The following is a 12,046-nucleotide window of genomic DNA, read 5'->3' as shown; positions in this document are numbered from 1 at the left end:
GAGAGCGGAACAACATCAGGTTGTATGATGAGTGCAGGTCTGGCTGTACGGTTCCGGGTCGTGAATGTTCGCCCGTCTGTTGGGGGAGCGAAACATGGCCGGGACGGGGCGCCTGCGTAAAAGGAGGCTGACATGGAACATTGTACTGCGAAGGAAAGCTGGGACCGTCTTCAGGCTGATGCACGGGCCGTGCTGGTGGATGTCCGTACACCGGAGGAATGGGCGCAGGTGGGTCTGCCAGAGCTGGGAGCTCTGGGCCGGAAGGTTGTGGCGTTGACATGGGGGGCAGGCAGTGAGGCCGAGTTCCTCCACGGACTGGAAGAGGCCGTGCCGGACAAGGCCACGCCGATCTTTTTCATCTGCCGTTCAGGCATGCGGTCGCAGAAGGCTGCCGCACTGGCTGCCCAGGCCGGGTACAGGACGCTGACGAACGTTGCTGATGGCTTCGAAGACAGGCATGGCCCCGGCACGGGGTGGAAGGCCAGCGGCCTGCCTGTGAAGTAGGATCGTTTTACTGCCCGCTGTTCGGGTCCATGTCGGCATCGTAGCGGGGGGTCAGGATGGCACACCACGGGTAACGGCTGTCGTAGCTTCGCCCGTCTGGTGTGCTGACATGGCCGGTGCTGTCCGTTGGAACGTGGGTCAGCGAGACGGCATCATCCACATTGCCTCCCACGATGCTGATTTCCTTGCCGAAAGGCGGGGCATTCTGGCCCGTGGCCACCACGATGCCGCAATGGGCCGGGAAGCCGTAGGAGGTCGGCAGCATGGCATATGTGATGCTGCGGCTCCGTCCACGGCCCACGCAGAGTATGTCCCCCAACCGTGGGGCATAATTGGCGGGATTCTGTGCTGAAATACCCGGATTATTGCCGGAGGCTGCGGCATTGATGTAGGTGGCGTGGTTCGGGGAGTAGGGGAAGCGGATATTGGCGCCGCCAATGCGCATGACGTAGGAGATGAAGGCGGCGGACCAAGCGTAGTTGCCGTCCCGCTGGAAGGAGAACAGGGTGCCATTGCCATCGGTACGGCCTGTCCAGCGGGCCTCATTTTCTTCCGGGGCCTGGCCGATCCACCAATATTCACCAATGCGCTGCCACAGGCCGGGCAGACGCTCCGGCTTGAGGGCGGGGCTTGTGGGCTCTGGCCTGTCATGCGGGTCCGCATCGGCAACCGGACTTCCGAACATCCGCCATTCCCGCAGGGCGATGGCGGCGACATCCTGACGGTTGAAGGGGGCAAAATTTTCGCTGGCAAAAGCCGGGACATGTGTGTCGTATCCAAGCGGGCCAGTCTGCCCATTGGCATATTGCGTCATGGGGGTGAGAGCAGGAGAATGCTGGCTGCTGCTACATGCGGCAAGCAGGGCCAGACCGCAGAGTGCCCCCCAGCCAGCCAAGGCCCTGCGGGCGACATCCCAATGGGTCGCCTGATTGCTTTCAGAGTGACGAACTGCCTTCATGATGACCTTACGCTTGCCTGCTGCGCCTGTGAGCATTTTCCATGCCCGGAAGAGGCCCAGATTAGAATGTTTTCATGGGATTGGGAACGTATTTTGCTAAAGCGGCAGGAGAAAGGATGGTGGTCTGTCGACTTACCGGGACGGGGTAATATGGTTTCAGGGGCAGGGCGTTATTTTATGTCACAACTATGGCATTTGTAATGCATTTTGAGTAACTGGTCGTATTCGTTCAGAATAAGACTGGGGGCTGCAGGGTATGAGACGATACTCCATTCCAGGTACATTCATGTGTTGCGTGTCCCTGATGGTGCTTGGTGGCTGTGATACGGTCAAGATACCGTATAAGGATGAGGATCATGCTTGGGCGGCCCGGACCGGACATGCAACCGTGATCGTACGGGCGTCCGCCATTTTTGGGCAAAAGCAGTATTATTGTGCCAATCTGGTGGAAAACTCGTTCCTCTTACCGGATACACCGTACTATCGGGACTGGATACGGGTACTGCAGTCCCCCTATCATTTTAAGGGTGACATTACCCGGAAGGCGAAGGCCCTGTTGCGCAAGGCTCCCCGGCAGGCCATGTGCACATTTGTGTTCAGGAATGTTCCTGCTGGAAAATGGGTGTTTTTTGGCAACATCCAGCATTATCTGGCGCAACCGCAGACGCACTGGGTAAGCGGGATGGAGCTGCGCAGCAATATTTCCGGCTTCAACCTGTTGTGGGGAGGTATTGTCGTGCAGGATGACATGGGGGTCATTGCACGACAGGTTGTTCAGGATGGCAACAGGCGAAATGATATCGGCCTGTTCAAGGCCCGACATTTTGGAGCGGCTGCGGATGTCAGTACGTGGCATCCGACAGAGGAAGAAATGAAGGGGCTGGGACTCTCCGACCAGGAGATGCGACAGGTGGTCGAGGCAAAATGATGGCATTCCGTATCTTTTGCCGTCTATCATGCAGACGGTATGGCTGCGCCATAGAGATTTGACGTCACTGGAAGAAGGGTCATTCCGGATAATGGTTTTTGGAAAAATGAGACTGTATACTCTGGCGGGATTTGCCGGGATCATGGGACTGTTGAGCGGATGCTCCGGCTATGATGGAAATTTCAAGGCCAAGCAGCTGGCCTGGGCTGGACAGCCAGGTAACAGGACTTTGGCCGTGCAGATTTCTGGCCACGATAACCTCCATCCACAGCTTTCCTGCAGGGTTGCTGATGTGGATGTCGTGCTGATGCCGGACGCCCCGTATTTCCGTGATTATCTCCGCATCGACATGGCACAGGCGGGGTTCAGGGAGAAAATTGGCAACAGCAAGGCCCTTGCCCTGGTACGGCATGCTGCCCGCAATGATGCCTGTCAGCTGGTGTTTGCCAACCTTCCGGCTGGCAGCTGGCTTCTCGCCACACGGCCTCATTTTTATGTCAATGACGAGGCAGCTGCCCAGCAGGGGAAGCCCTCACAGCATGATGTGGCACCAGCCATGTTCATGTGGAACAGGATTACGGTTGATGCGGATAATGACGTGACGGCCGTGCATGTTGAAAAAGACCTGAGCCGGATTGTCCGCAAGAAGCATCAGTATGTGCGTAAGCACACGCACAAGAAATCAAAGAAGAGGATCCGGGAGTTCCATGGTGAAGGCTCCCCGGATACACAGCAGGACAGCTGGATCATGACCCCGGCAGAGAAACAGGCCCTTGGTATTCCGGGCATGGCCCTGACACCAACTGCCGTTGCTCCATCCGGCCAGTAAAGGTTGGCATATATGGCAGGAAACGGAGAGCATTGATCCAATGCGGTGTTGGAACAGGCTCTCCGTTATCCATTGATTTATCCCGCTTTTTTGACGGGTTTGTATTTCAGTTCGTTTTGATAGGTCGTCAGCGGATGTTCTGCATCAGCCGGATAAGGCCCAGCGGAAATGATTTCGATGGCCAGCAGTCCAGCTTCTGTTACAGAGTGTTGACTGGTATGGGGTAGATCAAGGGTAGCTACTCCTTTAGTCCACCTCATTTTAGAATTTTCCAAATCGAACCAGCCTTCCATATCTTCATGTGTCAGGTGTCTATCGATATTTATGCAATCTATTCCATGGAAATAAAGTATTTCTCCTACCAAAACGCCAAGCTCGCGCCTGTCATCCACGACAGGACCATGGACGTCATAAGGTCTTCCTGTTTTTGAGAGGATGACTACTTTTTTGACCCCGGCAGGTATGTGAAACACTTTATAGTTGTTTGAAGATCGTTTTTCTTGAAGAACATGCCCCTGTTCCGTGAGTAGTTGCAAGGCAGGATTGTGGGACACGGTTTCAGTTTTGTAGGCGTGCTGAACTGGAAACAGAAGCTGTTTTGCACGTTCAAGCAGCTTTTGATGGATAGGAGCTACAAAATCTTCTGCTGTGCATAATGGCGCTGCAGCATCTTTCTCCCATGATAGATTTTTTGAAGTAAAATCATATTCTATGACGTTTGTGTCTCCATTATCTCGCTGAAACTGGAAACGGTTTCCTGTATTGAGATAACTTTCCGTAAGAACATTATTTGCAGAAATGATGCTGTGTGTTGATGTTTCTATATGAAATATGTCATAATAAGAGAATGGTCCGCTCTTTTCGGCTGTATCGTGCATGCTTGTATCATAATATATTGATCGTCCGTTCACCATGATACGGACTGGAATAAAATGTTTCTCCAGAAGCAGGCAGTGCTCCGCTGTAACCAGAAGATCCTCGGAAGGTACATTGTCTGCCAGTGCATTTTTTTTGATACGGACCGGATAGCCGGCCATGTCCAAGGGGAGAGATGAGTCTATACGGACCCTGCTCTGTTGGCAGAAGACAACATGCTGGGGAAGAGGCTCATTTCGTCCCGATTCAGGATTGAAAGTAATTACAACGTCATTTCTGGTCAAATTTTCTATCTTTTTCGGCCCTGAGAGGGTTTCAATCATGGTTCCAGAAAGAAAGCATGTATCAAATGTAAATTTCTGGCCAAGTGAGCCATCTGTTGCTGTACCGTTATCGTCCTGCTTGAAGGTGTAAGGAACTCCATTTAACCAAAGAGTAAAATTGTTCCCGATAGACCAAGGAAGTCGAAAATTAAAACTGTATGAATACTGCGCTTGTGTTGGGTCGATCAGGGAGCGTCCATCAATACTGGAAGATGAGCTGCCCGGAACATCAGACGTGATAACGTAATACCCACCACTGCCATTACCAATGATAAAACCATTTACAGCCTTATTTCCCCAAGAGAAATCATAACCACCAGATGTAATGACACTTCCCGTATTCGGATCCTTTATTACAAAGTCCTGTACCTTCTGGTCGGATGCCCGGGTAGGAGTGTGTGTTGTAAAAGTGGCATCAACACCAAACAACTGGGATGTTATGTAGCCATTTCCATTTGCGTCAACAGATAGGGATGCAATATTTACTCTATATGTTCCAAGTGCAACGACAGGCTGCGGATTGCCGGGCATGCATGATTCTCCAAAAGAGCCAACCTTTCCTTTACCATATAATAATATTTTAAGTGCAAATTCAATTATCTTTTGAGTAAAATTAACCAAATATCAATAAATGTACATTCTTTTTTCTGGTAAATCGTATTTTCTGATCGGGCAGGTAGCGCATTTCAGGTGCACAAGAGCGGAAGGAAGGTTCCTTTGCTACTCATGTTCTCTTGGTGTTTCGTGGGAACCAGTATCAGACGCCCCCAGTTTTCCTTCGTTATACAGCCCTGACGAGACCGGGCTGTGTCGTCATGTCAGCTCCATCTTCCAGAGAGTTGTTGGCAGACAGGGGATAGGGGCCTGCCGCCATGATCTGTATGGCCAGCAGCCCCGTCTCCACACCATCATTGTATTCCGGCTGACTGGGGAGAGGGAGTCTTGCAGCCCCCTGCGTCCAGCGCATGGAGGGGTTTTCCAGCCCGCACCAGCCATCCAGCTGATCGGTCGTCAGGTGTGTGTCGATGCTGGTGGAATGGGCAGCCTGGAAGTGGAGAATTTCTCCGACCAGTACCCCTAGTGTGCGCCGGTCATCAACAAAGGGGCCGTGAGTGTCACAGGGGCGGCCTGTTCTGGAGACCAGCGTGACATGGGTTGTTCCGAGGGGAATGGAAAAGAGCCGGTACCCTGCGGATGTCCGCTTCTCATGCAGGACCTCTCCCCGGTCCGTGACCAGGTGGAAGGCTGGATCCTCGCAAAGGGCCTCAGCCTTGTAGGGGTGCTGGATGGGGAAACTCAGCTCTTCTGCACGCTGGAGGAATCCCTGATGAAGGGGCGCCACGAATTCCCGGGCCGTGCACAGGGGAGCAGCGGCATCACGGTGCCATGACCGTTTCCGTGTAGAGAAGTCATGGGTGATGACATTGCCTGTATGACTGTCATGGCTGGACCCCACGAACTGGTAACGGTTGCCCGTATCCAGATAGCTTTCCGTCATCACATCATTGGCGAAGATGACGCTGTGCATTTCCGTCTCAATGTGGAAAATGTCGCAGGCCATCTGCCGGATTCTGTCTGTCATCTCGAAATGGATGGACCGGCCATTGACCAGCATGCGGGCAGGGACAAAGCGGTCATCAAGAAACAGGCAGTGCTCCGCCGTAACCAGAAGGTCTTCGGAGGGTACGCCATCCGCCAGGGCGTCTTTTCTGATCCGTACAGGGTAGCCGGCCATATCCATATGGGGGGAGGATGTTATCCGCAGCCGACTTCTGCCTGCCCATGTGAGACGTTGCGGCAGGGTCTGCCCGCTGATGGGGTTGTGGGTGAGAATGACATCACCAGTCTTGAGCTCTTCCACCTTGCGGGGGCCGTCTGGCGTTTCGATCAGGCTGCCAGCCAGAAAGCATGTATTGAAGGTAAACTGTTCGTTCAGAGCACCATCAGTGGCTGTACCATCATTGTCCTGATGGAAGTAATAATGCTGACCATTCAGGTCGAGGTCGAAGAAGTTGCCATTGGCCCAGTTTCTGGAGGAATCGTTGATGTAAGTGTAACGTGCCTCCGAGGGGTCAAGCAGGGTGGCACCATCAATGGTGGATGAGGAGCTGCCAGGCACGGCGGAGGTGATGATGTAATAGCCCCCCGACCCATTGCCGATGATGAAGCCGTTTACCGACTTGTTGCCCCATGAGTAATCATAACTGCCGGTAAGCTGTTTTTTCGTTTGCGGATCCTGGAAGGTGAAATCCTGGACCTTCTTGTCATTGCGACCGGTCGGGGTATGGGTCGTGAAAGTGGCTTCCACGTTGTATTTGGGATTGGAGATGGTGGCCCGTTTCGTTCTCGGGTCAACTGTCAGGGAGGCGATATCCACCAGGTAGGTCCCGGTAGCGACAACAGGTTTCGGGTTACCAGCCAACGTCTGTATCCTTCGGAGGTAAGGCTTGCTCTCCGGAAAGGATATAGGTCGTTCATCTTATAATTTTCTTAACAAAAAATGGCATTAAAGTTGTATAAAAACTAATATAAAGTTAACTTCAAAAAGAAGGACTTCATGTTTTTCCGTATGTTGGCCCATGTCATGTTCTGGTCCAAAAGCAGCAGAAGAAGTGGCCAGAAAGCCATGCCACTTCTTCGCCACACTGCTTCAATTTAATGTGAAGTTTTTTCTCATGACTTCCGGGCTGGTGGGGCCATGAAGGCAGGAGAGATGGGTGTGGGGACATGACGTTCCAGAATGGCGTCAATATCCTTCCTGTCCTGATCGGTCAGCTGCCAGCCGAAGACATCCGCAACACCATCAATCTGTTCCGGCTTGCGGGCACCCCACAGGGCAATGGTCGGTCCCTGGTCCAGCACCCAGCGGATGGCCAGCACCATGAGGGACTTGCCGTGGCGGTCCGCAATCGTCTTCAGCTCGTCCACAGCAGCCAGATAGTCCTTGAAGTGCTCTTTCTGGAACTTGGGGTCGCCAGACCGCAGATCACTTTCCGGGAAGGTCTTGTCCGCTGTCATCTTGCCGGTCAGCAGGCCACGGCAGAGCGGGCCATAGGCCAGCGTGACGAGCTTGTGCGTCTTCGCATAGGGCAGCACGTCCTTTTCAATCTCACGTTCAAAGAGATTGTAGGGGGACTGGACACTGGCCAACGGGGCCACTTCACGGAAGATGTCCATCTGCTCCGGGGAGTAGTTGCTTACGCCAAGGGCACGGATTTTCCCCTCCTTGTGGAGCTTCTGGAGCTCACGGGCCGTCTCGTCGATCGGCGTGTTGGGGTCCGGCCAGTGAACCTGCTCGAGGTCGATGGTCTCGACACGCAGGCGGCGCAGGGAGTCTTCCACTTCCTTGCGGATGCGGGCAGGGCTGGAATTGCGGAACGGCTGGTGATCGTCGTTCCAGTCCAGTGCGAGCTTGGTGGCGATGCGGGCCCTGTGGGGTTTTTCTGCCAGAGCACGGCCCACGACTTCCTCGGAATGACCAAAGCCATAGACCGGAGCGGTGTCGATCAGGTCCACGCCTTCATCAAGGGCACGGTGGATGGTACGGACGGCATTGTCGTCATCAGGGCCGCCCCACATCCAGCCGCCAATGGCCCATGTGCCAAGGGCAACGCGTGATACGGGTCTGTCAAAACCGGGAATGAGAATGGTGTTTTCATTCATGGGGTTGTCTCCATCAGAAAATGAGGGCGGAGGATGCGGAATGAATCGTGCCTCGGCCCGGACCTGGAGGGCGGCCCCTCATCATGCGGGGGCGGGCAAGGCCCTTCCGGCCTCTCCGCCCATATTGGGATAGGGGCGGCGGGTTATGCAACCACCTGTTCTTCTTTTTGGTTTTGAGACGGGAGAAGAGTATGCTCAGCTCAACTCTCAAGGAGAACAAGGACAGACATCATGGCTGATTCACAGACCAGAAAAATCCCCGTCACGGTTCTTACCGGCTTTCTGGGAGCGGGCAAGACCACGCTGCTCAACCACATCCTGACAGCCGATCACGGGCGGAATTACGCCGTGGTGGTCAATGAGTTCGGGGAGCTGGGCATCGACAATGATCTGGTGGTCGATGCTGACGAAGAAATCTTCGAGATGAACAATGGCTGCATCTGCTGCACGGTGCGGGGCGATCTCATCCGGATTCTCAGTCGTCTGCTGCGCCGCCGTGGCAAATTTGATGGCATCATCGTCGAGACTACCGGCCTGGCCGATCCGGCCCCCGTGGCGCAGACCTTCTTCGTGGATGAGGGCATCCGTGAAAAAGCCGAGCTGGATGCCGTCGTGACGGTCGTGGACGCCTACAACGTGCTCCAGACCCTCAAGGAAAGCCCGGAAGCCGTCAATCAGGTGGCTTTTGCCGATGTCATCATCCTGAACAAATGTGACCTTCTGGATGAGGCCGCACTGGCCGGGGTGGAGCAGAAGCTGCGGGCCATCAATTCCGTCGTGCGGATTCATCGGGCCGAGCGGGGCAAGGTGGCTCTGGATGACATCCTCAACCGTGGCGGGTTCGACCTCAGGCGTGCCCTGTCCACCATGCCGGACTTCCTTGAGGAGGACGGGCATGACCACCATCATCACGATCACGATCACGATCACGATCACGACCATTGCCATTGTCATGACCACGACCACCATCATGAGGCCGCCCACGGGCCGGGCGGGCATCATCACGCCCATAGCGAGGATGTGACGAGCCATTCCTTCACCGTCACGGAACCGCTGGATGAGGAACGTTTCCACGCCTGGATCGGCCTTGTCCTGCAGGAGCAGGGACCGGACATCCTGCGGGCAAAGGGCATCCTGCATTTCAGGGGCAAGGACGAGCGTTTTGCCTTCCAGGCCGTGCACATGATGGCGGATGGCGACTATATCGGGCCGTTCAGGGCGGGAGAGACGAAACAGTCCCGCATCGTGTTCATTGGCCGCAAGCTGGACTGTGCCCAGCTTCAGCGTGGCTTTGAAGGGTGTGTGGCCGTATGAGTGCGCCGCAGAGCAGGACCCTGTTGCAGACCCGTGGGGCCGAGCGTCAGTTTGAGGCTCCGATCACCGGCGTGCAGGCCAGCCGTGATGGCCGGACCTTTGCCGCCCTGACGATGGATGGAGAGCTCATCCTCATCTCCCGGGACGGCCTGCGGGCTTCCGAAGACTGGCAGTGCCTGTCTGTGCATGACGGGGCGGTGTCCCTTGCGCAGGGTTGCGGGAAGGACAGCTTCCTCAGTGGCGGGGAAGATGGCCGTGTCGTGGAAACACGGGCCGATGGCACCATGACAGACCGTCATGAGGGCCGTGGCTGGGTGGACTGTCTGGCCAGTACGCCTACCCACTGGGCCTGCGCCAGCAGGAAGGAGGTTCATCTCTACGCCCACGGCGCGGATGAACCCCTGAAGGTGCTGGAGCATCCTTCGGCCCTGAGCGGTCTTGCCTTCGATGCCAAAGGCAAGAGGCTGGCTGCCTCGCATTATAATGGCGTGTCCATGTGGTTCGTGCAGGCGAAGGACGCCAATGTCCGTTCTCTGGAATGGAAGGGCAGCCATACCGGGCTGTGCATCCATCCGGGCGGCGAGGCACTGGTGACGAGCATGCAGGAGAATGAGCTGCATGGCTGGCGTCTGTCTGACGGGCACAACATGCGCATGAGTGGCTATCCCCGCAAGATCGGGTCCATGAGCTTCACCCGCAAGGGTCGCTGGCTGGCCACATCAGGGGCGGATGCCGCCGTGCTGTGGCCGTTCTTCGGGGGTGGCCCGATGGGCAAGCCCCCCATGGAGCTGGCCCGCCTGCCGGGGCTGTTCGTGACCTGCGTCTGTGCCCATCCCACGGATGACATTCTGGCTATCGGGTTTGAGGATGGCACGGTCCTTCTGGCGGAAGTGCCCAATCATGCTGACGAGGCTGCCGCAGGAGAGGGCCGCATCCTGCCACTCTGCAATGGCCAGCGCAGCGGTGGTGCCGCCCGTGGTGCTGTGAATGCCATCGCCTTCACCCCGCAGGGGGGAGCCGTCATCTTCGGGACCGAAGAAGGCTATGTCGGGGTTGTGGACTTGTCCGCTCAGGGCTGATGTCCTCAGGGATGGTCTGCCTCCAGTCCGGCAGACCATCTTTTTTTCTCAGTCCTTGGACTGTTTGTTCTTTTCGTGTTTCTTCTGGAGATACCCTTCCTGCCGGGCCATGAACTGGTCGGCCAGACGCCCGTAGAGGGAGTGGGGGCAGACCATGCGTGAGACACCAAAGGCCAGAAAAGCCGTGGCCAGCAGGGCCAGGGTGATCTGCTGGTTGTCGCACATTTCCATCACGATGACGGTGGCCGTCAGCGGGGACTGCACCACACCGGAGAAATAGCCGACCATGCCCAGCAGCACGACGGCTCCGGGGGCTGTGTGAGGCAGGAAGCGGGCAACCCAGCCCCCCACCGAGGCTCCTATGGAGAGGGACGGCGCAAACAGCCCGCCCGGTATGCCGGAGCAGTAGGAGATGATGGTGGCGGCATATTTCATCAGGAAATAGGACATGTGGGCATGGCGGGAGCCAGCCACCAGATGATGGGCCTGCACATAGCCCGTGCCGAACGTGTCACCGTGGCTGGCAAAGCCCAGCATGGCGAGGATGACCCCGCACAGGGCCGTGAACAGGATGGGCCGGTTCTTCTGGATGGACCCGATGAAGCCGGGCAGACCCTTGCCGACCCGGATGAGAATGGTGGAGAAGAGCCCCCCGCCCAGCCCGCCGAGAATGCCGCAGGCCAGCACGGCAATCCAGGCCGTTCCGACGGGAACATCCACCGAGGCATGGCCGAAATAGGTATAGTTTCCGCCCGTCAGGACAATGGCTGTCACACCGGCGAGGACGACGCCCGTCAGCATCACGCCGGATGTCCGCTGCTGGAAGGAACTGGCCAGTTCTTCGATGGCGAAGACAATGCCAGCCAGCGGCGTGTTGAAGGCGGCGGCCACACCGGCAGCCCCGCCTGCCAGGATGACACCCCGACGGGTCGAGACGTTGGCATGGCCCAAGAAGCGGGAATAGGCGTTCATGATGGCCGCCCCGACCTGCACCGTGGGGCCTTCCCGCCCGATGGAGGCCCCGCAGAGCAGGCCGAGTGTGGTCATGCAAACCTTTCCGACGGCAATGCGCAGGGCAAGGATGCGGTTGACGAGGGAGAAGTCCTCAATATGCAGCGTGGCGATGGTCTGCGGGATGCCGGACCCCTGCGCCCCGGGGAAGAAGCGTTTTGTCAGCCACATGGAGAGGGCGAGCCCGCTGGGAATGACAGCGAACATGACATAGGGATTCCAGTGCTGGAGGCCCATGCAGAGGGAGCTGGCATAGTCAGCCGCCCGGGCGAACAGCCACGCCGCAATGCCGACCGTGATGGCCCCGGCCCAGAAGATGAAGGTCCGTCGCCACTGCGAGGTGCGCATCCGGGCCGAACGGCGGAAATGCGTGATGCGGTTGCGCCGCCTCATGGCGTGGGGTGAACCGGGGGCAGGAGCGGGGGCGCTTTGGGAAGAATCGGACACGTCTGGGGTGGATCCGCCACAGGGCTGGGGGTGAAGAGGTCATGCCCTGTTTCGGACGGAGCCTTCCCTGCGGTCAAGGGGGGCCATGGTTTTGCATGGCAGATGTGACATGAC

10 protein-coding genes are annotated in these 12,046 nt (G+C 56.6%); 5 read left to right on the top strand and 5 right to left on the bottom strand.

The genetic code is table 11. The features are described from left to right. The first annotated feature begins 132 nt into the window (after positions 1 to 132). A complete protein-coding gene (locus CO583_RS04025) occupies positions 133 to 504 on the top strand; it encodes a rhodanese-like domain-containing protein (protein WP_043560957.1) in 372 nt (123 codons plus the stop codon). A gap of 7 nt (positions 505 to 511) precedes the next feature. Here CO583_RS04025 and CO583_RS04020 read toward each other — a convergent pair whose 3' ends face one another. Beyond that, entirely contained in the window at positions 512 to 1,462 is a 951-nt protein-coding gene (locus CO583_RS04020; RefSeq protein ID WP_081847765.1) for a DUF2272 domain-containing protein, read from the bottom strand. 286 nt (positions 1,463 to 1,748) lie between these two features. Here CO583_RS04020 and CO583_RS04015 point away from each other — a divergent pair, with 286 nt between their 5' ends. Both CO583_RS04015 and CO583_RS04010 read left to right on the top strand, forming a co-directional pair. Then, a complete protein-coding gene (locus tag CO583_RS04015; protein ID WP_192848620.1) occupies positions 1,749 to 2,390 on the top strand; it encodes a hypothetical protein in 642 nt (213 codons plus the stop codon). 106 nt (positions 2,391 to 2,496) lie between these two features. Further along, the gene (locus CO583_RS04010) at positions 2,497 to 3,219 is read left to right on the top strand and encodes a hypothetical protein (RefSeq protein ID WP_249103178.1); all 723 of its coding nucleotides are present in this window, start codon (positions 2,497 to 2,499) and stop codon (positions 3,217 to 3,219) included. A gap of 77 nt (positions 3,220 to 3,296) precedes the next feature. Here the strand turns inward: CO583_RS04010 and CO583_RS04005 are convergent, their stop codons facing one another. From CO583_RS04005 to CO583_RS03995, 3 genes are all read right to left on the bottom strand, one after another. Then, positions 3,297 to 5,039 (bottom strand): Hint domain-containing protein, encoded by a 1,743-nt coding sequence (locus CO583_RS04005; protein ID WP_249103176.1) that lies wholly within the window; start codon positions 5,037 to 5,039, stop codon positions 3,297 to 3,299. A gap of 160 nt (positions 5,040 to 5,199) precedes the next feature. Beyond that, positions 5,200 to 6,840 (bottom strand): Hint domain-containing protein, encoded by a 1,641-nt coding sequence (locus CO583_RS04000; protein ID WP_248630341.1) that lies wholly within the window; start codon positions 6,838 to 6,840, stop codon positions 5,200 to 5,202. 251 nt (positions 6,841 to 7,091) lie between these two features. Beyond that, positions 7,092 to 8,081: an aldo/keto reductase gene (locus tag CO583_RS03995; RefSeq protein WP_081562594.1), complete on the bottom strand. Its 990-nt coding sequence runs from the start codon at positions 8,079 to 8,081 to the stop codon at positions 7,092 to 7,094. Positions 8,082 to 8,312: 231 nt separating this feature from the next. On the opposite strand from CO583_RS03995, the gene CO583_RS03990 reads away from it, so the two are divergent. Then, positions 8,313 to 9,395, top strand: coding sequence for a GTP-binding protein (locus tag CO583_RS03990; RefSeq protein WP_103765826.1), 1,083 nt, complete (start codon positions 8,313 to 8,315; stop codon positions 9,393 to 9,395). Beyond that, positions 9,392 to 10,474: a WD40 repeat domain-containing protein gene (locus tag CO583_RS03985; protein WP_043560946.1), complete on the top strand. Its 1,083-nt coding sequence runs from the start codon at positions 9,392 to 9,394 to the stop codon at positions 10,472 to 10,474. The genes CO583_RS03990 and CO583_RS03985 overlap by 4 nt, the downstream gene beginning before the upstream one ends. A gap of 48 nt (positions 10,475 to 10,522) precedes the next feature. Here the strand turns inward: CO583_RS03985 and CO583_RS03980 are convergent, their stop codons facing one another. Continuing rightward, positions 10,523 to 11,878, bottom strand: coding sequence for a chloride channel protein (locus tag CO583_RS03980; RefSeq protein ID WP_249103227.1), 1,356 nt, complete (start codon positions 11,876 to 11,878; stop codon positions 10,523 to 10,525). Between the last annotated feature and the right edge of the window lie 168 nt (positions 11,879 to 12,046).

It is taken from the genome of Parasaccharibacter sp. TMW2.1882 (assembly GCF_023337635.1).
Taxonomy (GTDB): domain Bacteria; phylum Pseudomonadota; class Alphaproteobacteria; order Acetobacterales; family Acetobacteraceae; genus Bombella; species Bombella apis.
The sequence above is the reverse complement of the archived record's forward strand: the minus strand, read 5'-3'. Positions and strand labels throughout refer to the sequence as shown.

Bases quoted from the DNA above. Each gene is read 5' to 3' on its own strand.
- CO583_RS04025 (WP_043560957.1), top strand. From the start codon at position 133: ATGGAACATTGTACTGCGAAGGAAAGCTGGGACCGTCTTCAGGCTGAT.
- CO583_RS04020 (WP_081847765.1), bottom strand. From the start codon at position 1,462: ATGAAGGCAGTTCGTCACTCTGAAAGCAATCAGGCGACCCATTGGGAT.
- CO583_RS04015 (WP_192848620.1), top strand. From the start codon at position 1,749: ATGTGTTGCGTGTCCCTGATGGTGCTTGGTGGCTGTGATACGGTCAAG.
- CO583_RS04010 (WP_249103178.1), top strand. From the start codon at position 2,497: ATGAGACTGTATACTCTGGCGGGATTTGCCGGGATCATGGGACTGTTG.
- CO583_RS03995 (WP_081562594.1), bottom strand. From the start codon at position 8,081: ATGAATGAAAACACCATTCTCATTCCCGGTTTTGACAGACCCGTATCA.
- CO583_RS03990 (WP_103765826.1), top strand. From the start codon at position 8,313: ATGGCTGATTCACAGACCAGAAAAATCCCCGTCACGGTTCTTACCGGC.
- CO583_RS03985 (WP_043560946.1), top strand. From the start codon at position 9,392: ATGAGTGCGCCGCAGAGCAGGACCCTGTTGCAGACCCGTGGGGCCGAG.
- CO583_RS03980 (WP_249103227.1), bottom strand. From the start codon at position 11,878: ATGAGGCGGCGCAACCGCATCACGCATTTCCGCCGTTCGGCCCGGATG.